We start from the raw sequence: 23,350 nt of genomic DNA, 5'->3' as shown, positions 1-23,350 counted from the left end.
CATTTTTTTCTTTTCATCCAAAAGAAAGAAACTAAAATCGAACCGATGGGCACAAAAAACAGCGAGTTTTCCTTGGTTTTCTTACGAAAGTGGGTGTTACCTTTCTGTTTGCTCTTTTTTTTCTGTGGTTGCGAATACCTGAAATCACTTACCGAATCCAGATACCGCAAACGAATTGGCGGTGAGTTAACCTCTGAAAAAGACATCGTCAATTGGAAAGAAAAATTGGCTTTGGAAGAAGCCGAAATGGAAGAGATGGAAAAACGAATCCGTAAGTTGGTGCAAAAATCCAACCAATCGGCGGCCCTCTCTTGGAAAATCGCACGTGCTTATATGAGGGCGGGTTCTGCCGATTTGGGTGTTCGTTATTATGAAGAAGCGGTCACGGAATCCATTCCCAATGCAAAACAAGGTGGATTTGAAATCCATTCGTATGAATCCGCATTACCATTTTTTGAAAAAGCCATCCAATCCGGTAAATTAGATAAGCAGTTGTTATATGAGACTGCTGTAGCGTATGCAAATGCTTCCAAAGATATGGGTTGGGAGCAAACAAGAAGGAGTCGTGCGATTTCTCTTTTTAAACAATTGGCAAAACTCGATAAGGACGATTCTCGTTTCCCATTCCAATTGGCATTGGTATATTTTGATTCTTCATTAAAAGACGAAGCGTGGAATGGAAAACTTTCGAGTGGTTATGATGAAGTTGAAACCGCATTTTCTTTGTTAGATCAAATTTTGAGAAAAGAACCGTATAATGTACCTACTCGTTTTGCAAAGGCGAATTTCCTTTACCAAATAGGGAAATCCTCACTTGCTTACGAAGAATATACTAGAATCAAATCGATCTTAGAACAAATGAAAGAAAATGGAAACATCCGCGAACCATTGGAAGAAAACTCGTCTTATAAAAATGTTTTAAAAAATTTAAGTCTTCTTGGGGCCCAAAACAAATCTAACTGACCTAATCCCATGTGGTAGTTTCCCTATTGGGTCATCCCAAGGTATCCTCTTTTTTACGCAAAACTAAGATTTGGCGAGATTATCCAAGTTATGATTCTTTGTTTCAAAGATTACCTAAATTTTTTCCCGAAGAAGATTGGCAAGTTTGGCTAAAAGAATGTGAGGATTGGGAAAAACAGAAAAATCCTGAATGGTTCCTTCTTCCCTATGATGACAAGAATTATCCCAAGTTACTTAAGGAAATTTTTGATCCCCCACTCGTTTTAGTTTGTTTGGGAGATGTGAACGTGTTACAGAGGAACCTTGTTGCAATTGTGGGTACAAGAAAGGCATCACCTGTTTCACTCACGGCAACGAAGTCACTCGTTCGCTCACTTTCCAAATCAGAAGCAGTTGCCATTGTCTCTGGTATGGCACTTGGGATCGATAGGCAAGCATTCCTTAGTGCTTTGGAGTTAGGAATTCCAGTTGTTGGAGTGCTTGGCACCACACTTGGTATAGAATACCCACCAGGCAATCGTGACCTTTACAAAAAAATCAAATCAGATCCCAAACAATTGTTAATCTCTGAATTTTTATTGTACACGGAACCTGCCCGTTGGACTTTTCCCAAACGCAATCGGGTGATCTCTGGGTTATCCAAGAAGGTTTATATTATGGAATCTGGTAAAAAATCGGGAACTATCTCCACTGCGATGAGTGCCATGGAACAAAATCGGGAAATCTTTGTTTTTGATCATCCCAAACAATTTGATAATGAAGGTGGTAAGATGTTAATCCGCCAAGGTGCTGAAGGGCTCTATGCGGAAACAACTGGAATAGGAGGAGATACGTTCGAATCTAAGGTAGTGGGTTATGAAGAGTGGTACAAACAAAAAAACACCTCCCATTTTTTGCAAAAAGAGGAGGTGAGTGATATCCAATTTATCCTTTAAAGATAAATCCAGCAACCGTTGCGATTGCATACACGATGAGTAAAAATACGCCAAACGGGCGTTTGATCTTGTCTTTTGAAAAGACAATCCCTAATCGGAATAAAACTAATACAATGAGCATCGATGGAAAATAAAAACTGAAAAAACTCACAGGAGCTTCGAGTCCATTTCTCGTGACAGCTGCCGCAGCACCCGAAACAAACAATACATTTAAAATGTCGGCTCCGATGATATTACCGACTGCAAGTTCCGAGTGGCCACGCCTTGAAGCTTGGATGGCTGTCACAAGTTCCGGCAAACTTGTTCCAAACGCAACGAGTGTCGCACCGATGATGGATTCAGGGATAGACAACCGAATGGCTGTTTCTTGGACAGAAGGGATTAAGACTTTGGAAGACAAAATGACAAGAGTGATTGCCACAACAAGTTTCAAAAATATGACCCAAAATGGAGACTCGTCATATTCTGTTGTGTCATCAAGACCAGCTTCCACTTCACCTGGTTTTGAACGTGACCATCGAATGCTCAAATACACATAAACACCAAGTAAAATTAAAAATACAATCCCGGTTCCTTGGTCGATGCGTCCACCGGTTGAGAAAACAGAAGTTAGGTTTGACCAAGGGAGAGCTGCAAACACAAGTAAAAATCCACTGAGTACTTGGATCCAACCTTGGCGGTTCACGAGTCGTTTGTCTATGTCAGGTGGGGAGATGAGGATGGCAATGCCAAGGATGAGTCCCGTGTCACAAATGATAGATCCCACTGCATTCCCAAGGGCAATTCCTGGATTCCCTTCCAATGCGGCGAGAACGGAAACCGAAACTTCGGGAAGTGTGGTTCCTAAACTGACAATCGTTGCTCCTATGATCATTTTAGGAACACCCCATCTTGCGGATAAGGAAACAGCTTCGTCTACTAAAACATCAGCGGCTTTCCCAAGGACAAGGATGGAACCTATGATCACAAGGACGAGTACGGGTAAGGGAAGGGTTTGAAAAGTTGCAGTCAAAAATGCATCCATGGATAAAGGTCAGAATATGGACTACTTACTCCGCCTGCGACTCTTTCTTTGGCTCGGGACCCTCTGTTTTTTTTCGCCCGCCTTCGGAGAACCACGAATCCCGAAAGAACCAAACCTTCCCACGATGCCGAGCGAAGAATCCAAGGAACCAAGGAATGCAAGGGGGGATAAAGAATCGGGAGAACCCAAGGTTTTGAATTTGACCTTGTGCGATGGACGGACCGTCCGTGGTGAATCAACTAGCGGTAGTCAGGTGATTCACTTTGAACATACAAAAGATGGGATTTTATACAAAAAAAAATTAAACGTGAATGAACTTGATTCCATCAAAATTGATTCTTGGGAATTCAAATTAAAACGGGAAGAAAAAAAAGGAACCACCTATGAAATGCTTCCCAAAAAAATCCGTATCCGCACCAAAAACGGAGAAGTCTTTTATAAAGAAACGGGTTTATCTGATCTCAAACTTCTCAATATCGAAATCAAAAACAATAATGGAGAGACCACACTCTTTACCTATTGGGTGGATTTAAAATTCCCGGATGGGAAATGGTATTCAGGATTACCGATCACCAAATCAGAAATTTCCGTTCGAGAAGATTGCCTAAAGGATGTAGTCCGGATGATGGAATGGGAATGATGGATGGATATCGTAAACCAAGTACATTGATTGCTTGTGATGGATTGCTCCTTCTGGATGGAAGTGTAGGATGGAATCGAATCATTCCATCGAATCGAGTGATGTACGGAATTGTTTTCGGCAGGTGATACGTTCGTACTTTGTCTTGGGAATCCGTTTCCTAAAACCAAAGGGTAATTTGGCAAACACCCTCTGGTTTTAGAAACCATCGTATGCGTACTTAAAAATCTTTTTTTAGGATTCCATCACACAATCTACGAAATACGTTAGGTGGCCTGTCTCTGATTTTTCTTCTACAAGTCCATGGATGTCAGTCTCAAATCCAGGGAACTTTGAATTGAACTCACGTGCAAACTGTAGATACCGAATGATCGTTGAGTTAAATTTTTCGCCAGGGATAAGGAGAGGGATTCCCGGTGGGTAGGGAGTGAGGAGTACTGAGGTAATCCTTCCTTCCAATTCATCAATCGGAACTCGTTCGATATCGCGGTGGGCCATTTTGGCAAATGCTTCCGATGGTTTCATTGCAGGGATCATAGGACTCAAATACATTTCAGTTGTTAGGTGAGAAATGTTATTTGCACGATAGACTTCATGCATGGATTGGCAAAGGTCTCGTAATCCAATCCGATCATATTTTGGATAGGCTGCCGTAAACTTTGGCATCACTCTCCAAAGAGGTTGGTTTGAATCATAATCATCTTTGAACTGTTGTAATTCGGTGACCATGGTATTCCATCGGCCTTTTGTGATCCCAATGGTAAACATGATAAAAAAACTATAAAGTCCTGTTTTTTCTACGATGATTCCATGTTCCGCCAAGTATTTGGTGAGGATTAGAGCAGGGATCCCCCAATCAGCAAATTCCCCTTCCACACTCATACCAGGAGTGATGACAGTGGCTTTGATCGGATCTAACATATTAAATCCTTCCGCTATGTCACCAAATCCATGCCAACGATCGTTTGCCTTTAGGATCCATTCATCCCGTTCGCCTGCACCTTCTTCGGCGAGGGCCTCTGGTCCCCAAACACTAAACCACCAATCTTCTTCTAATTCCAAGTCAACCTTTCGCATCGCACGTCTGAAATCCAAAGCTTCCTCAATGGACTCTTCGACAAGAGCATTCCCACCAGGAGATTCCATCATAGCTGCAGCCACATCGCAAGAGGCAATGATGGCATACTGTGGACTTGTACTTGTGTGCATTAAAAATGCTTCGTTGAATAAATTTCGATCTAAGGTTTCTTTTTCACTGTTTTGGACGAGGATCTGGCTTGCTTGTGACAAACCTGCGAGAAGTTTGTGAGTGGATTGTGTGGCAAAGATCATACTTTCTTTCGGACGAGGCCTGTCTGAACCAATGGCATGCATTCCAGTGTAAAAACGATGGAAGGCAGCATGTGGTAACCATGCTTCATCAAAATGGAGGGTTGAAATTTTGCCATCTAACTCTGATTTAATGTCTTCGACATTGTATAAAATTCCATCGTATGTACTTTGGGTGATGGTAAGAATTCGTGGATTCCCTTTAACATGTTTTGCAAACGGGTGTTCTGCGATCTTTTTTTGGATGTTTTCCCAAGTGAATTCGGATTTGGGAATCGGGCCAATGATCCCAAAATGGTTTCTTGTTGGCATTAAAAATACGGGGATGGCCCCAGTCATCGTGATGGCATGTAAAATACTTTTGTGACAATTGCGGTCAACGATTACAACGTCGCCAGGAGCAACCGTACTATGCCAAACAATTTTATTGGAAGTGGAAGTTCCATTTGTTACAAAGTACAAACTGTCACATTGGAAAATCCTCGCGGCATTTCGTTCACTGGCTGATATTGGTCCAGTATGATCTAGAAGTTGGCCTAGTTCATCTACCGCATTACATACGTCAGCTCGTAACATGTTCTCACCAAAAAACTGATGGAACATTTGGCCTACAGGACTTTTTAAAAAAGCAACACCACCTGAGTGGCCAGGGCAATGCCAACTATAACTTCCATCATGTGCATATTGCGTAAGTGCGCGAAAGAATGGAGGTGGTAAACTATCTAAATATGATTTTACTTCTCTATGGATGGCACGTGCCATAAACTCAGGCGTGTCTTCAAACATATGAATGAAGCCATGGAGTTCTTTTAAGATACTGTTGGGAATGTGGCGGCTTGTCCTTGTTTCCCCATATAAAAAGAGTGGGATGTCTGCGTTTCTGTGGCGCACTTGGGTGACAAAGTCTTTCAGCTGGCGGAGTGCATCTGGTACTTCACCTTCCGTTTCCGGTGTGAATTCTTCATCATCGATGGAAAGGATAAACCCACATGCCCGACTCTGTTGTTGTACAAAACTCGTGAGGTCTCCGTAACTGGTCACACCCAGAACTTCGATCCCTTCCCCTTCTAAGGCCTTTGCAATAGCTCGAATGCCAAGACCACTGGCATTTTCGGAACGAAAATCTTCATCAATGATGATGATAGGAAATTGTACGATACCGTTTTGATACATCAACTCCATAGGAGGTATGTCCCACAGAGAATCAAATGATTTTAGTTTCTAAACTCGTTTTTTCGGAAGGTATTTGTAATACTCCATCTCAACGGTGTTGATGAGATAGGTGTAGTATTTGACTAATTTTTTATCGAACTTCTTTTTATTCATCTCTTCGCGGTAAAAATCTGCCAATTGGCTTCGGAAAAGGGCAGATTTCATATCATTTCGGTTGATGAGGATGGTGTTTGGCAGGTCTCGGACAGCCACATCGTCGGGTATGACAATGGTCGAAACAGATTGTAAAACTGCATATTCAACGGTGGATGCAACTTTGTCCTCGTCCTTTTCTTTGGCCAGGGTCATGTTATTTCGTTTGATATTATCTAAATTTTCGTAAATGCGTGAACGTAAAGATTTAGGATCTAACACTTTGTCTGTGATTTTATTAAAACGTTTTGGAAAAACAAAATTGTCTGCTGCTTTGTATATATGGGAAAGTTTTTCTTCTTTTTTATTTGTTTCTTGTTCTTCTTCGTAACTTGGGGTGGAACCAGATGAATAACTTGGTTTTCCCCAATCACCCACACCTGAAAACTTTCCTGAGTTTTTGATATCTTCTCGAATTTCTTCTGTTGTTTTTTCTCTGAAGTAGATGGCAGCTAAAAACCCTAGCACCACTGAAAAAGGAACTCCAAAAAAGATTGGCATCGCCGAACGTAGGTAATATGCACCTGTAATGAAAATCATTGTGCTTACCACAAAGGTTAAAATTCCTGGCACCACATTAAAACGAGATCGGATTTCGTTGGATCTTTCTTTTTCCAACTCCTCCACTTCCATGTTTTTCACATCGGCATTGAGTTTGGCGATTAACTCGGGTTTGAGTTTGCTATTGAGACCTGGGTGTTTTGGGTTGGAAAGTTTATGGTTGATGATTTTGGCATAACCCAATTGTTTTTTGTATTCGGGATTGGTTCTCCCTTCAAACGCAAGTTTGTGAATGACCGCAGCCATATACCCATGGTCCACCACATAATACACCGACCTGCCATCTGGAGTTTTTTCTTCATGATAGGAATGTTCAGACAAAACATCGTCTTTCAAACGTTTGATGTATTCAGATACTTTTTCAGGTGCAGTGATGCCCGCATTAGCAACTTCTTCTTCAAAGTTGATGCGAAGCAGTGTATTATGATTTTTTGTATGTTCGGGGATTTTGCTGATAACGGCATTTTTAACCGTTCCGTAGATGTTATCATCCTTTCTTGTTAATACAGATCCCTTTTCTTCAGAAAGGCGTTTTAAAATTTTAACACTAAGGTCTATTGTTTCTTTGATCGAAAGAGATCTGTTGTTTTTTTCTACGGGGTAAGGAAAGTTTTCAATGATGGATAAAAACTTTTTCACTTCCTCTTCCGGATTCATCTTAGCTTCTAAGGATGAAAATTTTGGAGTTGCTGTGTATTCGTTAAACTGAGCCAAAAAGGATTCGTATTTTGCATCTTTAGCAAGTTTGGTGAGTTGTTCTTTTGTAAAATGTTCCAATCCATTTAAGTGGGCAAGGATCTGGTTCACTACTTCAGGCAGTCGTTTGAAACTTCCATCGGGTAAAATATTGAGTTCGTCGATAACGATATGATAATCTGATAAAATCGGTAGGGCAAGGTTTTGTTCTCGAGCAAACAAAGTGAAGTCCTGTAAAAAATCTGGCATTGGGATGTAAGGTAAGTTCCCAAATCCTTTTCTAACAAGCGAAGAGATTTCTGCTTCGAGAGAACCTAACTTAGGGTACAACCAAGTATTTCCATCTTTGTTTTTTTGTAAAAGTAAGGCTCCCGGGTTTTCTTCGTCCCAATTCCTTCCTTTTTTGGCTCGGTTTTCGAGTAATACTTTGATGAGTTCTTGTGAAAATCGAAAACAAGCTTGTCTATATGGTTGGGTGTCCGTCTTATTCTCGTTTTGTGGTGCTACGAGGGCAATTTTAGAAGAGATTTTACTGCCGTTTCGTATGAGATAAGGGTATGCATAGGCGGCCCTGTTTTGGCCACGGTGGTCTATGTCTAAAATTTGGCGCAGTGCATGGTGGATGGAGTTTTCAGATCTGCCTTGCGCTCCTAGGTTTGTGTACTTTCCAAGTGCTTCGGGAAGTTTGTCCACAGTCATGAGGTAGGATGCATGTTTTTCCTTACTTCCATGTTTTTCCACACGTTTGTGCCAGTCTTTCAGTTCGTCCAGGATACAACGAGCTGTGGGAGTCAGGCTCCCAACGGAGTCCGATAAAAAAATATAAGATTGAGCGGAAGGCCTTTCGGAAGAAGATTCATCCTTGGAGGAAGGATTCTCTAAGACTGTGTCTGATAAATCGATGCTATCTTCGCTCATTCGGATTTCGCCTGGTGAGAGGCCACAATTTCAGCAAGGATTTGGGCTCCCCTGGCTAATTCTTCTTCCTTACGGCAATATGTCAAACGTATGCATTCTTTCGTATGCGAAAAATCAGTGTTTAGTCCTGGAAAGAAATAATGTCCTGATACGATGAAGAGTCGTTTATCTTTACAAAGGTGATACAATTGGTGATTGGAAATCGATAGTTTGGGAAACCGTATCCAAAGGAAAAAACCTCCCATTGGGTCATGGATTTCGAATGCAACACCCATTTTTTGAAACGCAAGTGTGAATTGTTCTAATGCGAAATCACGCCTAGATTCATAAAACGGACGTAAGATGTTTGCGGAGAGTTGGGAGAGGAGGTTTTTTTGGAAGAGTTGTTCCATCATAAACACTCCTAAATTTCCAACAGCAAGATTACCTACAGCAGCAAAGGAAGAGAGTATTTCGATGGTTTCCTCATTAGAGATCACAATGCCCAATCTCACACCAGGTAATCCAATTTTAGAAAAACTTAAGGAAAGGGTTCGTCCTTCACCAAAATGGATTGGATCTTCTTTCCCAATCAGGTTTGGAAAGGGATTCCCATAAGCCAAGTCGATGAGAATGGGAATGTTTTGTTCTTTTGTTTTTCCTTCCATCCATTCGAGATCGGATAAATTCATCACGTTCCCCGTTGGATTGGTTGGCCTAGAAATGGCAAGGACTCCCACGTCAGTCAGATCGAATGACGATTTGTTGAGTTCATACCGAAAACGATTTTTTCCCGTTTGGATAACGTTTGGTGGGTTTGCTACAAAAACACCTTCCGATATGGTTTGGTCCGCATAACCAATGTATTCTGGGACAATTGGCAAAAGTATTTTTTTAAAACTTCCATCTGCCATGATACCTGAATGCAAATTGAGAAGATAGGAATAGGCATTTTGACTGCCATTAAAAAAGGCGATGTTTTCTTTTCTTAAATTTGCACCGAGATGCGAAGAAAGGGATTCTGCTGCAATTTCTCGGAAGTGGTCGTTGCCAATGGGTGCTTGGTAGTCACCAAGTAAGGAACGAAAGGCAGGATCTTTAGTCAAGTTGGCAAAGGTTTCGTGGAATACCGCTTCCGCTTCTGGGATGTGAGCGGGATTGCCTCCACCGAGAGGGATTTCATCGGGGTGGCCCGTTTGTTTTCCCAAATCTTCCATAAGGGATCGGATTCCTTGGTTTTCGCGGAGGCGTTTGGCCCTACGGGAGTGTTTTTGGTCCATGGTTTCGGTCATTTTTTTTAGAACTTTGTCCACTCAGAACCAATTTTCTCGGGATTTTATAAAATTATGTTCGCATTTCGAAAAATGAAGTGACATAATTCACGAATCGAGTACTTAAGTGACATAATATAGAGGAGTGCTGTTGGATGAGCACCGAAACAATACAAAGACCAATTCGAAAAGAAAAAAACATCGAATTCTTCAAACCTACCCTTTCGAGAGAAGATCTGAAAGGTGTCTTAGAATGTCTCGTGGAAGAACACCTTTCCAATGGCGAGATCGTAGAACGATTTGAAAAGACCTTTTGCCATACATTCAAAATTAAATATGCAATCTCTACCAATTCGTTAACATCTGCTTATCACCTCGCATTACTTGCGTTAGGTGTAAAGTCAGGGGATTCTGTGTTACTTTCAAGTTATGCACCGATCTCGGCTTTGGACGCCATTTTTCTCATCCAAGCAAAACCAGTCATAGTGGATCTGAAACGCAATTCCTTCCATCTTTGCCCAGAAGAGTTTTTACGTAAAAAAAATGAATCCGGCGCAAAGTTTGCATTGTTTGATCATAGTTTTGGATCCCTAATTCGTTTGCATGAATATTCCATTGAAGGCTTGGAAGTAATCGAAGACTTCACAGAAGCCATTGGTGCGACTTCTGAATCCATCACAGTAGGCAAACAATCAAAGATCGCCATTTGTGGACTCAGTGCTGAAAACATCATCACAACAGGAAACGGTGCGATGATCATCACAGCAGAAAGTCAATTAGCCAACAGTGTTAAGTCTTATAAATCAGGTTCCTCCGCCAAACGTAATTTTGGTGAGCCAAAGTATGATTATAACTTAGTAGACTACCAAGCTGCTTTAGGGATCGAACAATTGTCTAAACTCGGAGTGATTTTAGAACGTAAGAAAAAAATTGCATCTGCGTATTTACAAGCAGTGCAAAATTCACGCCTTGAAACCTATTTCCAAAATCCAAATGAAGATACGTTCCAAAGGTTCCCGATTGTTGTTTCTGGACAAAATTATGAAGAGATCCAAAGGTATTTTAAATCCATTCATATTGGAACACAACGAACCGTAGAGGAACCACTCCATCGAGTTTTGGAAGAAAACCATTTAGAATATCCAAATGCTGAAAGGTTATTCCAAAGAGGACATTGTATTCCCATTTATCCTAACTTAACAAAAGATAATGTGCAAAGGATAGCAACCGCCATCCGACGCATCTATTGATTGGTGCCAAAGTTATACTACCTCGACTCATTATTTGAGTATCGCCTCCATTCTTCTCCACTGAATCTCGATTCCTCTTTAAAAAGGAGGAATCGTTGTTTGGAAAAACTTTTTTTCCCCATCACAAATGAAGAAGATTATGTTTATGTAGAGGAACTTCCTAGTGAAACATTGTATTCTCATTGGAAAGAGAAGGGGTTCACACCAGGTATCCCATACCAAGCGGGAGGATTGTTAGGAGATGTGACTCTCATTGAATGGGGGAAACGTCACAATTGGGAAGAAGGTGAACTCCAAATTGATCCCATTCAATTGGAAATGGCTCGGTATTTAAATTCAAAGGTCACACAACTAGATTTTCGCAAACACTATTCCCCACTCCCTGCCAAAGTGATTACATCCGAAGAACATCTGTTTGCTGAAATGGAAGAGGCAAAACTACCCGTTGTATTAAAGAGTGAATACGGACTTGCAGGAAGGAATCATATCATCTTTAAAACCCCTTCTGATTCATGGAAGTTGTCTCAAGTCCAAAAACGATTGTTTGGATTTCCTGTTGTTTGTGAGGATTGGGTGGGAGAAACCCGGTATTTTGATTTTTCAACGCTTTGGGATGTGAAAGAAGGTGAATTTTTTTACCTGACATCCACATCAATGTGGATCGATCCGGATGGTGGATTTCGTGGGATTCGGATTGGGGGAGGAGAGAACGAATACGAACCTATTTTCCTTCCTTTGGTTTATGATTTGGTCAAAAACTTAAACAATTTAATTCCGAAGGAATATTCTGGTCCTTGTGCCATTGATGGATTTTTATTTAGAGAAAATGGTATTACGCAAGTACAACCTGTTTCTGAATTTAATTTTCGTTATTCGATTGGTCGAATTTTGTGGGAAGTTCGGAAAAAAAGAAAAACAAAACTTCAATCTGTTTCTGGGCTTTTGGTTTTGCCTTATCCAAAACAAGGAAAACTTGATGAATGGGAAACCATTCAAAAATTAGAAAAAGAGCTAAATGGTGAACTCATACTGTTAACACCAGTTAGAGATCTTTCGGGGAAGGCTTATCAAAATGCGGTTTTGTATTTTGAAACCACAGTAGAAAATGAAACTACTGTGGTGGAAACAATTTGGTCAACTTGGGTAGAGACAACCTAAAGTAAGTTTCATTACACTTCGTCTTGGTTTAAGATAAATTCATGTTTACCATTGATTTCAATCGTAGGTGAAGTGACGTTCCCTCTACGTTTGATTTCTAAGATATCAGTATTGGTGAGCGGTAAGGTTGCTTCTAGGCTAACAATGACCTTTTCTCCTTTTTCTGTCCAAGTGCATAACATTTTTGCTGTTTCGTAACCCATTTCACAAGTTCCGTCATTGTGTAATTGGATCCTTGCAATATTGGATTTTGTTTTCCATTTTCCGATAGCCCAAGTGTTTTTTGGTGGAACAAGTGCGGAACCAGCTTGTTCTGAATCAAAAACCAAATCTGCAATTGCTGTATTTTCCGTATTGGTTCCTTTGTAAACTTCTTGTATGGTCAAAGAAATCTCTTTTGCTTTAATCTCGTTTTTAAAAGTGATCACTTGTCTTGAGAGTGAATCTTTTAGTGTAACAATTTCTTCGTTTCCAGTTTCTGTTGTGACTTTTAACTTTTTGACTCGGTTATTTGCGGCCCATAGTTTTGGATCTCCAAATCCATTGTATATGGCGAGAGATCGGAAATGGATGGGGTTTTTGTATTTGATGAGGAGTGATTCCCCGATCCCTTCTCCTTCCACACCCTCTGCCCAACTTGTTTTTAGTTTTCCATCCATGGCAAAAACAGGGATGTATTTTTTAGATTTTGGTTGGAGTTGGCTTGTAGAACTGATGGTAGGGGGATTTAATGATTCTGAAACGAGTGGTAGACAAATGCTAAAAATGAGTAATGCCGATTTAAAAAAACGAAGATTCATAAAGCAAAATCATAAGGATCTAATGGAAAGAGCAAGTAGGAAATAATATTTATGGATTTGGAAGTCGAATTTGTGACAGTTTATACCACATTCCCGAACAAAGAAGAAGCAAAACAGTGTGCAAAAATTCTCATTGGAGAACGATTGATCGCGTGTGCAAATCTGATCGACAAAATGGAATCGATTTATGTCTGGAATGATACATTGGAAGAATCGATGGAAACAGTATGCCTATTCAAAACAACTAAAGAAAAATCCGAACCACTGATACAAAGGCTAGGAGAAATCCATTCTTATGTAACACCTTGTATCGTGGTTTGGCCCATTCTCAGTGGGAATAAAGATTATTTGGATTGGATTCGGAAATCTTTGTAAAATTCTTTGATTTTAAGAAAGAGAAGATCAAACTCCAAATCATCTTTCCACTTTAGAAAAGAATCTGGCATTTTTACGGAGCTAAACCAAGGGTAAGCTGGTGATTCCTTCGGTTCCGCAAGCATTCCCATCAGACTAGCAAGAGTTAAGTCAACTCTTCCAAATGATTTTCCATTAAAATACTTATTTGTTTTGTAAATTTCAATTAGTTTTTTGGAACATTCATCTAAAGCCTGTTTGACGACTTCTAAGTTTTTGTTTGTGATTTTGTAACGACGTTTTAGAGATAAGGCAATTAAATCAAAATGTTCTGGAGGACCAACAGTTTCCGACAAGGATTTGGGAGTTAATAAAAACAGTTTACCAACAATTTCGGGATTATCTAAGATAAAGTGATACAATAAGGTTTGTAAACTTTTTCCAATTTTATTGTCAATTTCCTCTTCCATTTCTTTTTCTTCGGCGCTCGCTTTAGAACCAAAGGCCTTTTCTTCTACCAAATCTAAAATTTTTCCAGAACCTTGGACAATACCCGAATCTGTTTCTAAAACGGGAACATACAAATCGCTTACAAGTGGTTTTAAAGTTTGGATGTGTTGGCCTGGGACTAATGGATTTAATTCGTACGGGTAATTTGCTAAATCTAAACCCCATCTTGCCTTTTCTGAAAAATGAGAAATTGGAAATGTATAAAGCTTTGCACTCATCTGTCGACTTTCATAAAAAATAATTCTTTAGGCAACTATGTTTTTCAATTGGAAAATGGATTGTCGAATGGCTTTTGTTTGTTTATTTTGAACCTACCTTTATGAGATTTTGGTTTTGCTGTTTTTTCATGATCCCATTTGGGTTTTTATTTGCTGAAGAACCACAATCTTATTGTTCGATGGAGCGTGTTTGCGTCGAATTCGTTTCCACTCTGAACGGTGTAGACGTTTACTTCCATAATAAAATTGCAACCAAACATACAGATACTTCCCTATCGGTAAGTGCTGTGATGGTAAATATGAAAAGTAATAAACCACTTCCGCTGTTAGCTGTTCTACGTGGAAACCGGAAGGTGAAATTGTTCCAACTGAAAACCATTTCTAAAAAGAAAAAAATATCATACAAAATTCAATACAAATGGATTCTCGGAAATTTTTTGTCGAAACATAATTCTAGTTATATTTATGATTTACCTTTTGATTCGAAACTGAAAGTGAGAGTGTCCCAGAGTTATTTTGGTCAGAAAAGTCATACAGGCGACAATCGCTACTCAATTGATTTTGGGTTACAAGAGGATGAACTAATTTTAGCGGCACGGCCTGGGTTAGTTATTGATACCCAAGACAAAAACATTGAAGGTGGATTAGACCCAAAATTCAAAGAATCTGCCAATTATATCAAAGTCCTGCACGATGATGGAACCATTGCTGAGTATGCACACTTACGTTATAGAGGTGTCCTTGTGAAAATTGGCCAAAAGGTGAGTCTTGGAACTGTCCTTGGCCATTCGGGAAACACTGGTTATAGTGAAGGCCCCCATCTCCATTTCGAAGTTTACCAACCAACAAAATCCTTACGGAAAAAAACTATTCCTACAAAGTTTCGCACCCAAGTTTTCGAAGCAGAAACCCTCACGGAAGGAGCATTGTTATGGAAAAGGGAATTCGGAAGTCCAATCGAAAAAAAAGTATTGGATGCAGAAGGAACTTTTATCTGTGACCGTTTGGATGTTATCACAGAAGAAAGTTGTAAACAAACATCATTTTCAAAACTATCTCCTATCTATGTATTGGTTCCAATCTTAAGGCCTGATGTACATAAATTTCAATTGCAGTTGCAAAAAAAAGAATCTGCAATTCGATATGAATATGCATGGGAAACAAAAAAAGAAGATTGGATCAGTACTTTTATGATCCCAATTCAAGATTTTCAGGATCCAGTTGATGGAGAATGGGTTTTGAGTATTTGGTCCAATGGAAATTTGCAGAAAAAAATTGAGTTCCAATTAACGAGTCTATAGTGAAAAAGTTTATTTTGTTTTTATGTTTTTTTGTCTCAGGATTGTACCCTGAGCCTTCCGGAGATGTTAAATTAATTTGTTTACCAAATCATCTTTGTACTTATTTGGTACCTGTTGAAAATGGATTCGATTTCTTTTTGGTAGACCAATCAGCAAATGTTGGTATTCTTCGTTCTGTTGAACTTAATCTTTCTGTTAAAAATTTAAAAACGAATCTTCAATTCCCTCAATACTATGTAATTAGAAATGCTGAACCAATATTAATCACTCGATTCATAGTGGAAGATGAATCTAAAGAAACTTTTTATTCTTTTTCGGCATTGGATTATTGGGGAGATTGGGATGCCGTCCATGATGATCGTGTTACTTATTCTTTACCATTTGCGAAGGGGATTCGTGCAAGAATTGGTCAAGGATATAATGGAAAGTTTACGCATTACGGAAATCTAAAGTATTCATTGGATTTTATTTTGCCGATTGGAACTCCAATCCATTCATCGAGAAAAGGAAGGGTAGCTGAAGTAGTAAAAAAATATTCAGAGGGTGGACTTCGAAAGGATCTTTTTTCTAAAGCAAATTTTATTTTAATCCAACATGATGATGGGACACTTGGAAATTATGTTCATTTAAAAAAAGACGGAGCAGTGGTTAACGTAGGAGATTATGTGGAAGAGGGACAATTGATTGGATATTCAGGGAATACTGGTTATTCGGATGGACCTCATTTGCATTTTGAAGTTCAAAAACCAAGTAGGGGTGCAACAATCGAAACGATTCCTACATTTTTTAAGACACAGTTTTCCGATCGGGAGTATTTGAACCATTTGTATTTGTATTGGCATCCGGTAAAAGGAATTGATCCACCAAATTCTGATTTATTGGAAGATGGAATATTGTTGTGTCGAGTGACAGAACAAGATGAACGATTCCAATGTAACGACACAAAATTTCGATTAGGCGAACAGTTCGCATTAAAAATTGATTTTATTAGGCCTACATCAAAACAAGTTGAATTATTTTTGTCGATTGATACGGGAAAGGTTGAGCCATATTACAAAAACTGGCAAATCCAAAAATCGAATATTTTTGAATATCAGCTCTTTAAGATTCCCAAAAATCGTAATTTTGTGGGGAATTGGCAAATGCTCATCAAAGTTGATGGGGTTGAAAAAAAGAAATTTTTCTACCAAGTTTTGCCGTAATCGTTTGACAAGTAAATGTATGTGTAGTAGTATGTCCATGGGCTTTCCAAGACCATTTGGTCGTACTACGGGGGTGCAAACCCCCTTCTTTTTTCTAAGTAAAGGATTAGAAACAACTTTCCTCCCATCGCCCATCCAGTTTCCATAACAATTGCTATGGATATGGATGACTCAATTAACGTTTTAGGTGGACCACTTTTGCCTTGCTCCACAGATCCATTGACGGGTTTTTTTCGTGATGGATGTTGTAATACCTCTGAAGAAGATTTTGGTTCTCACACGGTATGTGTGCTCGCTACAAAAGAATTTTTAGAATCGCAAAAAGCTTCAGGGAATGATTTAATCACACCTTGGCCCCAGTATGCATTTCCCGGAGTCAAACCTGGGGAAAGATGGTGTCTTTGTGCTTCTAGGTGGTTGGAAGCCTACCGCAATGGTGTGGCCCCTCAAGTGTATTTGGAATCTACCCACAAACGTGCGTTAGAGATCATTCCATTGGAATTATTGGAGAGGTTTGCGGTAGAAATTATCGATTGAATTTACATCTTTAATTGATCCAAATAGGCTCTTGTATGTTTTGAAGTATTTTTTAGAAGGCTGCCTAAAATGGAATGGATTGGATGGTTTTCTTCATACAATACCTCGTATTTTGTGATGTTTAGGTTTTCCAATTGTTCATCGGTTGGGTCACCAGCATCGTATGCTTCTCTGCACACATTTGTTCGAACATCATCATAACCCTTCCATTCTCTTTTTTCATTTTCACTTATATTCATGATGGAAGAGACAACGGGGTGGTTCCAGTTTTTAGATAAAATTAGGTTTTTGATGAGATAGTATTGGTACTCTTCGATTAAGGTATGGCGTCCGGAAACAAACTCGATCATATTGTTTTTTGGTTTTTGGTATCCAACAAAAGATACTAGTTGAACACCAATTTGTTTTGCTGCACTGACTCTAGGCAACACAGAAGAGTGGTAAGGTTGTGTTAAGTCTTGGATGTAATGGAGGGCCCATCCAGCGAACCTATACCCCCAATAAGGATGTCCTTTACGGAAGGCTAATTTGGAAAGTTCACTAAACTGGTGGATCCGAAGTTCCGGGTAAGTTTTTTTTAGAAATCCTGCTAATGTGAAAATGATTTTTGGTTCATAAAAAAATCCCATGTGGAAAGGCGCTTGCGAGGAATACTCAACCGCTGGATTCCCGAAAGGTTGTAGGCCAAAACCATACAATTTTCCCACCTCACTATTGTTATCTTCGAATAAGTGAAGGTCTAAATCATAATCAGGCTCATCCGTTGCTGAAATCAGCACATGATCTGCTCCTATTGTATCTCCTTCACTCAAAGAGATAAATGTTTCATTCACTAATTTTCCTTTTTCATGTAAGGTGGTGAGTTCATCCAAAGGCAATTTTTTTCCTTCAGTGGGTGGCACAGATTGGATATAAAGCGCAGCTTTATGGTTTGGGTTCACCCTAAGTGCTCTGTAAAATTGTACAACCAAATCCGAATCGGAATTTTTTGGAGAAAATTTTAAGTTGTCACTTGATTTTGTTAGGTGGGGAAGTTTTTGTAATGCCCAATTTTCCGAAAGGGAAAGTACCTCGTGTATTGAATCTTTTTCTTGTTTTAAAAAAGAGTTAAGTGATTCTACTTTTACCTGTGGGGGAGTTTGGTTTTTCCAATGGTCCTTTAAAATGAGATAGGTAATCCCAGCATGGTTGTTCCATGCAAAACTTGGGTAGGTGAATGTGATTAAGATGAAAACAAATAGATGTTTTTTCATAGGTAATTAATTTTCCTTTTTTTGGAAATTTTGTCCGTTCCAAAGGTATTCGGATTGGTAATAGTCATGTTGGTTTGGTTCATCAATATCGAAACTGTGCATCAGTTCAATGATTGTGTTCTCTTTTCCTAAAATGGATTTTCGCATAATTTTTTTATCTTCAGGGAGTGTATCCTTTGGAAAGATTAACCATGACTCGGAACAAGCTGGCGGATCACAAGCCCCTGGGTTCCAAGAGAATTGCGGTTGTATTTTGAAATTTTGGTCAAAAGTGAATAATTGTTCATTTGAATAACCATACTCAATTTCTGAAAAGATTAAAAATTTAATAGCAAATAATGCATTTGGCCTTGGTGAAAAACGTTTTTCATCGTAAATGGTGTTGTCCCAAGTTTCATTACTCATAGGTCCAACTTCCCATGAGCCTTGGCTGATTAGATTGGAATCGCGGATGATTTTTAATTCGAGTTTGCGTGTTTTAACACCTAAGTTCTTACACAACACTAATGCATCTTTGATTGGGAACGAATAGTCAGAGATAAACCCACCCCAAACATAACCAATGTCACTACCAGATTCCGTTTGCACTTGGTACCAATATTCCTTTACTGAATTCTGTTCTAAGGTTTGGTTCATTTTTGAAAGGATTTTGACGGTCTGTCCCAATTTGAGTTTTTGGATCACTTTTGCATTGAGATTCCCTGATTCTCTTAAGTTCACATTGTCACCAAATACATGATAGGTGGATCCTATGTTTTTTTCAGCAATGTAATCATCCCAATGGTTTTCGGAAAAAAGGGGAGATACAAAGAGAACAATCAGGAGAATTACGTAGGTAGAATAAGCCGACATAGTGTAAAAATTAGGAAAGTTAGAAAGTTGAGTCGATCTCTTTTCGATGGAATTGGTTTTTTTCTGATTCCAGATGGTCGATACTGAAAGAGAGGTTTCGTTTTAGAAAGGATACCGAATGATACTTGGACAAATTTTGAAACCGTATTCGTTAGATCAAATTCGTATCTTGGAAGAAAAGATGAACACCTATGAGACTTGGGTATTCGTTTTAGTATTATTTGTTGCAGTTTTATTTCTCGTTGTTGTTATGCAAAGGCTCGCCATCGCAAAGTTTAAAAATTCGGAGCTTTTTAAATCCAAACAAAGTTTAAAATTGAATCTGTCGGATGTTCATTTAGAGAATGAAGATGAAACAAAGATTGTAGATACCAATACAATCACACAAACACCGATCCACCACCCACTCACCGTCACAGGGAAAGATTTACCTGAGCCAGGGACTGTTTTTAAATTTTCTGTTCCATCTGCAAGCAATCGGATTGTTATCATTGGGAAACGAGAAGGAAATATTGTAACAAGGTCATCGGAGATATTGGACCACCATCTAACAATTGATATAGAGCCATTCGATTTGGAGAATACAGAAATTTTATCTTATTTGGTGGAGTTTCGTCGGGAAGGAAAAGTTTTGATCCAATATCCAACCTATAAAGACTTTCATGAAATGGAGATGAAAGAATCGTTTACCATTTCCAAGTCTATTGGTTCTACGAATGAAAAAACTTTTGATGCGATTCAGTTAACACATCCAATTCGAATAAAAGTTGGTGGTAAGTTGGGATTGGATGGCAAATTTAAAAATGGATACTTTGAGTTTCATTTGTTTACGAAAGATATATTAGAGAAAACGAATTTAGGCAACAAACGAATTGAAAAACAATTTTACCTGAAGTTGTATAAGACATTCCCTGGGTATGATACAGCAAGGCAAACGAGGGATGGGATCGTGCCGATGCTTGCGCGGTTTGGAGGGAAGTTGTGAGTCCACAGTCCCCGCCCTGTATTGGGTGGGGTGAACCACCCGCCACCCAATACGTCCTCTCTACCACATCCTCTCTTTACTTTCAATCCCCTTTGCCAAAATGCAAAATTCTTTTCAAAAGAGTTCACCTTTTGCAACTTTCTCTTCCTTAAAAAATTCCCCCCAAAAAAAAAGCCAAGGTTACCCTTGGCTTTTTCCTTCGATCTTTCGATCGAACATAATGGAATTTTAGATTCGCATTATGGTCTTTCTACAATCATTGATCCTGCGATCCCACCATGTGCACAAGCAGTTACGAGAACTTTCTTTGCATCTTTGTTTTCATGGAAGTCCATGATCGCGTTGTGAAGGAGTCGAACCCCTGTCGCACCAAACGGGTGTCCAATGGCGATGGATCCACCATTTGGATTGATCTTTTTGGCATCAAAGTTCTTTTCCCAATCAAATCCTGTTCTGATTTTGATTTCTTCAAGAGCTGCCACAGCAGTTGCTGCGAATGCTTCGTGGATTTCGATTACATCGATGTTTTCCACTTTTTCGCCAACTTCTTCAAGAAGACCAAGAGTTGCTTCTGCTTGTCCAAGTCCCATTAGGTTTGGTGCAACACCTTTCATTTTGAAACCTGTTACCACTGCTTCTGCTTTGAGTCCGAGTTTTTTTGCTGCTGCTTCAGAAGCGACGATGATTCCCGCTGCTCCATCAGAACGTGGGCTTGCATTGAAGATGGAAACAGTAGGGCCATGAGATTTTTTTAAGTCTTTACCGTACTTTTCTTTCCAAGCATCAAATTTCATAGCTGGGTTATCAAACATAAGCATTGCGCGACCCATACGAGTTGGGTTTTTCACAAGACCTTCACGGAGGAGAACTGCTTCGTCCGCTTGGAGTGGGTTTCCTTCATCGTCTTTTACTTCCATGATATATGGTTTGTAACGTCCTTCTTGTGTTGCTTCGAATGCTCTTTTGAAAGATTCGTAAGCCACTTTGTCTTGGGTTTCACGTGGGAGAGCGTAGTTTTGTGCGAGGATTTCTGCTGTTACTTGCATCCCGTAAGAAGTTTCACCATCACCAAGACCATCTTCTAATGTGTCACGAAGTTCCACACCTTCAGGAAGGTCGTTTGGAAGGAGTTTTACAAGTGAATCTAAGCTGTTAGTTTTTTTGTTAAGGCGTGCATTTTTCACAACGAAAGGCATAGAAGTTTGAGATTCTTCACCAATCACTAGGAATACTTCACCTTCACCTAACATAATACGGCGAGATGCTTCTGCAACTGCTTCCAGTCCTGATACACAGTTGTTTGCCACTGTTAAACAAGGAATTTCTAAAGGTAAGTTCATGAGGTTTGCAATCACACGAGCAGAGTTTGGTGCATTTGCAAAACCCTCTCCTACAATCACTCCGTCAATGTCAGTTGGTTTTAAACCACTGCGTTTCATCACTTCTTCACCAACAATTTTACCTAAGTGGTGGCCTGGATACTGTGCGAGCGCCTTGCCAATTTGTGCAAAAGGAGTTCGTGCAGGTGCTGCGAGTACAATCTTTTGTGTTACTTTCATATAAAATCCTTCTTCCTTTCTTTCTTCTAACTTACGTTACCTAAACAATTACTTTGCAAGCCACTTCATCATCGAACGTAGTTTTGTTCCTACTGCTTCGATTGGGTGAGCCGCATTTTTTTCTTTGAGTTTTTTGTATTCAGGGTATCCAGCTTTTGTATCAGCCATCCAACGTTTTGCAAACGCCGCACCCTTGTCTTTTTGGATGTCTGTGAGAACATCTTTCATACGAGCTTTGACACCCGCATCAATCACACGTGGTCCACTGATGTAATCTCCATACTCTGCAGTATCAGAGATGGAAAAACGCATACGTGCCAATCCACCTTCATAGATAAGGTCAGTGATGAGTTTTACTTCGTGTAAACATTCAAAGTAAGCAATCTCTGGATCGTATCCCGCTTCTGTAAGCGTTTCAAAACCACTCATGATAAGGTTTGCCACACCACCACAAAGAACTGCTTGTTCTCCGAAGAGGTCTGTTTCTGTTTCTTCACGGAAAGATGTTTCTAAAATTCCAGCTCTTCCCCCACCAACTCCACTTGCGTGAGCGAGTGCACGAGCTTTTGCTTGGCCTGTTGCATCTTGGTAAATTGCGATAAGGCATGGAACCCCACCACCTTCTGTATACACACGGCGAACTAAGTGTCCTGGTCCTTTCGGTGCTACCATGTAAACATCTACGTTTTTCGGAGGAGTGATGAGATCGTAATGGATGTTAAACCCATGAGAGAAAACAAGAGCCTTACCTTCACTTAGGTTTGGTTCAATGTCCGCCTTATACATGTCAGCTTGGATGGTATCAGGAGCAAGGATTTGGATGATGTCTGCTTTTTTGGAAGCTTCCGCAACATTGTAGACTTCGAAGCCTGCTTCTTTTGCTTCTTTCACTGATTTGGATCCATCGCGAAGTCCGATAATGACTTTCAAACCAGAATCTTTCATGTTTTGAGCTTGGGCGTGACCTTGGCTTCCGTAGCCAATCACTGCAATGGTTTTACCTTTAAGGAGATTGAGATCGCAACTGTCGTCGTAATAGATATTTGCCATGGATGGGGCACACTTCCTGCGGAAAATTTAACTGATTTTTCCATCATTTTGAACTATAACGAGGGAAACAAGAACGAATTAGGGCGCCTTTCCTTGCTCGCTCCGGACTTTCGCATTCGCTTCGGTCCTTCGGACGGCTAACGCCTCCTCCGCATCAAGGGCGCGTAAGAGACATAATACGATTACCAAGCCTTTCTCTCATTTGGATCCTTCAAAATGCATTTGCATAGGTGATCCCCGCAAATGCGGGAACCCTCCATTCCGGAATCATTGTTTGGTGGTTATACTTCATTCCATTATGAACAGAATCAATTTTGAATCGTTAGAGATACTCAGTCGCCAAAGGATCGTTCGGTATTTGTGCAGCTTACTACTAGTAGGTGGTTTTTCCGGTTTGGGTGTGGGTTGTATCACTCCAGACTATGGGAATGATTCTTATTACGTAAGGCATCCAAGCCAACAAGGCCATAATTACCACCAATTCCCATACACTTACCAAGGGTATTCAGGTCGTTATGGGGTACCAAATTATGGGGGTAGCCAATACCAAATGCCAAGGTCTGGTGGCGGTCATAATCCGTTCCATATCCCAGGGGGGCGTTACAATAACTTAGGTAGCCCGGGGAAATGGAGGTTATAG

Annotated in this window: 21 protein-coding genes; 11 read left to right on the top strand and 10 right to left on the bottom strand. The window is 39.9% G+C overall.

Translation table 11 applies throughout. The features are described from left to right. Positions 1-45 precede the first annotated feature (45 nt). Both EHQ62_RS16585 and dprA read left to right on the top strand, forming a co-directional pair. Complete coding sequence (locus EHQ62_RS16585) at positions 46-963, top strand: tetratricopeptide repeat protein (protein WP_135644874.1); 918 nt, start codon at positions 46-48, stop codon at positions 961-963. A gap of 11 nt (positions 964-974) precedes the next feature. After that, the gene (gene dprA / locus EHQ62_RS16580; protein WP_135644871.1) at positions 975-1,898 is read left to right on the top strand and encodes a DNA-processing protein DprA; all 924 of its coding nucleotides are present in this window, start codon (positions 975-977) and stop codon (positions 1,896-1,898) included. Here the strand turns inward: dprA and EHQ62_RS16575 are convergent. After that, positions 1,888-2,910 (bottom strand): calcium/sodium antiporter, encoded by a 1,023-nt coding sequence (locus EHQ62_RS16575; RefSeq protein ID WP_244241822.1) that lies wholly within the window; start codon positions 2,908-2,910, stop codon positions 1,888-1,890. The two genes, dprA and EHQ62_RS16575, sit on opposite strands and share 11 nt — an antisense overlap. 10 nt (positions 2,911-2,920) lie before the next feature. Between EHQ62_RS16575 and EHQ62_RS16570 the strand changes: the two genes are divergently transcribed. Further along, the gene (locus tag EHQ62_RS16570) at positions 2,921-3,562 is read left to right on the top strand and encodes a hypothetical protein (RefSeq protein WP_135644867.1); all 642 of its coding nucleotides are present in this window, start codon (positions 2,921-2,923) and stop codon (positions 3,560-3,562) included. Positions 3,563-3,796: 234 nt separating this feature from the next. Here EHQ62_RS16570 and EHQ62_RS16565 read toward each other — a convergent pair whose 3' ends face one another. The 3 genes from EHQ62_RS16565 to EHQ62_RS16555 are packed head-to-tail and all read right to left on the bottom strand — an operon-like array spanning position 3,797 to position 9,702. Then, entirely contained in the window at positions 3,797-6,064 is a 2,268-nt protein-coding gene (locus EHQ62_RS16565; RefSeq protein WP_135644977.1) for an arginine/lysine/ornithine decarboxylase, read from the bottom strand. Between the two features lie 48 nt (positions 6,065-6,112). Next, a complete protein-coding gene (locus EHQ62_RS16560) occupies positions 6,113-8,431 on the bottom strand; it encodes a hypothetical protein (RefSeq protein ID WP_135644865.1) in 2,319 nt (772 codons plus the stop codon). Beyond that, positions 8,428-9,702, bottom strand: coding sequence for a valine--pyruvate transaminase (locus EHQ62_RS16555; RefSeq protein ID WP_135644863.1), 1,275 nt, complete (start codon positions 9,700-9,702; stop codon positions 8,428-8,430). The genes EHQ62_RS16560 and EHQ62_RS16555 overlap by 4 nt, the downstream gene beginning before the upstream one ends. A 134-nt stretch (positions 9,703-9,836) precedes the next feature. On the opposite strand from EHQ62_RS16555, the gene EHQ62_RS16550 reads away from it, so the two are divergent. Together EHQ62_RS16550 and EHQ62_RS16545 are read left to right on the top strand one after the other, a co-directional pair. Then, complete coding sequence (locus tag EHQ62_RS16550) at positions 9,837-10,931, top strand: DegT/DnrJ/EryC1/StrS family aminotransferase (protein WP_135644861.1); 1,095 nt, start codon at positions 9,837-9,839, stop codon at positions 10,929-10,931. A gap of 99 nt (positions 10,932-11,030) precedes the next feature. Continuing rightward, positions 11,031-12,089 (top strand): hypothetical protein, encoded by a 1,059-nt coding sequence (locus EHQ62_RS16545; RefSeq protein ID WP_135644859.1) that lies wholly within the window; start codon positions 11,031-11,033, stop codon positions 12,087-12,089. Positions 12,090-12,100: 11 nt separating this feature from the next. Here EHQ62_RS16545 and EHQ62_RS16540 read toward each other — a convergent pair whose 3' ends face one another. Then, a complete protein-coding gene (locus tag EHQ62_RS16540) occupies positions 12,101-12,889 on the bottom strand; it encodes an NADase-type glycan-binding domain-containing protein (protein WP_135644857.1) in 789 nt (262 codons plus the stop codon). 51 nt (positions 12,890-12,940) lie between these two features. Between EHQ62_RS16540 and cutA the strand changes: the two genes are divergently transcribed. Further along, positions 12,941-13,264, top strand: coding sequence for a divalent-cation tolerance protein CutA (cutA, locus tag EHQ62_RS16535; RefSeq protein WP_135644855.1), 324 nt, complete (start codon positions 12,941-12,943; stop codon positions 13,262-13,264). Here the strand turns inward: cutA and EHQ62_RS16530 are convergent. Further along, positions 13,234-13,971, bottom strand: a complete 738-nt coding sequence (locus tag EHQ62_RS16530) for a glutathione S-transferase N-terminal domain-containing protein (RefSeq protein ID WP_135644853.1) — start codon at positions 13,969-13,971, stop codon at positions 13,234-13,236. The two genes, cutA and EHQ62_RS16530, sit on opposite strands and share 31 nt — an antisense overlap. 128 nt (positions 13,972-14,099) lie before the next feature. Here EHQ62_RS16530 and EHQ62_RS16525 point away from each other — a divergent pair, with 128 nt between their 5' ends. The 3 genes from EHQ62_RS16525 to EHQ62_RS16515 all read left to right on the top strand — a co-directional run bounded on the left by EHQ62_RS16525 (position 14,100) and on the right by EHQ62_RS16515 (position 17,011). Continuing rightward, entirely contained in the window at positions 14,100-15,272 is a 1,173-nt protein-coding gene (locus EHQ62_RS16525; protein WP_244241821.1) for a M23 family metallopeptidase, read from the top strand. Next, complete coding sequence (locus tag EHQ62_RS16520; protein ID WP_135644849.1) at positions 15,272-16,474, top strand: M23 family metallopeptidase; 1,203 nt, start codon at positions 15,272-15,274, stop codon at positions 16,472-16,474. The genes EHQ62_RS16525 and EHQ62_RS16520 overlap by 1 nt, the downstream gene beginning before the upstream one ends. A 156-nt stretch (positions 16,475-16,630) precedes the next feature. Continuing rightward, positions 16,631-17,011 carry a DUF2237 family protein gene (locus tag EHQ62_RS16515; protein WP_135644847.1) on the top strand — a complete coding sequence of 127 codons (381 nt, stop codon included), beginning with the start codon at positions 16,631-16,633 and terminating at the stop codon, positions 17,009-17,011. Positions 17,012-17,013: 2 nt separating this feature from the next. Here the strand turns inward: EHQ62_RS16515 and EHQ62_RS16510 are convergent, their stop codons facing one another. Next, positions 17,014-18,264 (bottom strand): phospholipase C/P1 nuclease family protein, encoded by a 1,251-nt coding sequence (locus tag EHQ62_RS16510; RefSeq protein ID WP_135644845.1) that lies wholly within the window; start codon positions 18,262-18,264, stop codon positions 17,014-17,016. A gap of 6 nt (positions 18,265-18,270) precedes the next feature. Next, positions 18,271-19,116 carry an SH3 domain-containing protein gene (locus EHQ62_RS16505; protein ID WP_135644843.1) on the bottom strand — a complete coding sequence of 282 codons (846 nt, stop codon included), beginning with the start codon at positions 19,114-19,116 and terminating at the stop codon, positions 18,271-18,273. A 118-nt stretch (positions 19,117-19,234) separates the two neighbouring features. Here EHQ62_RS16505 and EHQ62_RS16500 point away from each other — a divergent pair, with 118 nt between their 5' ends. After that, a complete protein-coding gene (locus EHQ62_RS16500; RefSeq protein ID WP_135644841.1) occupies positions 19,235-20,101 on the top strand; it encodes a hypothetical protein in 867 nt (288 codons plus the stop codon). A gap of 239 nt (positions 20,102-20,340) precedes the next feature. Here EHQ62_RS16500 and EHQ62_RS16495 read toward each other — a convergent pair whose 3' ends face one another. Together EHQ62_RS16495 and ilvC are read right to left on the bottom strand one after the other, a co-directional pair. After that, positions 20,341-21,660: a thiolase family protein gene (locus EHQ62_RS16495; protein WP_135644839.1), complete on the bottom strand. Its 1,320-nt coding sequence runs from the start codon at positions 21,658-21,660 to the stop codon at positions 20,341-20,343. Between the two features lie 48 nt (positions 21,661-21,708). Continuing rightward, the gene (gene ilvC / locus EHQ62_RS16490; protein ID WP_012387727.1) at positions 21,709-22,710 is read right to left on the bottom strand and encodes a ketol-acid reductoisomerase; all 1,002 of its coding nucleotides are present in this window, start codon (positions 22,708-22,710) and stop codon (positions 21,709-21,711) included. 298 nt (positions 22,711-23,008) lie between these two features. On the opposite strand from ilvC, the gene EHQ62_RS16485 reads away from it, so the two are divergent. After that, positions 23,009-23,350 carry a hypothetical protein gene (locus EHQ62_RS16485; RefSeq protein WP_135644837.1) on the top strand — a complete coding sequence of 114 codons (342 nt, stop codon included), beginning with the start codon at positions 23,009-23,011 and terminating at the stop codon, positions 23,348-23,350.

The organism is Leptospira jelokensis, from assembly GCF_004769635.1.
In the GTDB taxonomy this organism is placed as follows: domain Bacteria; phylum Spirochaetota; class Leptospiria; order Leptospirales; family Leptospiraceae; genus Leptospira_A; species Leptospira_A jelokensis.
Note: the sequence above shows the minus strand (reverse complement) of the source record. Positions and strands in the feature narration are given on the sequence as shown.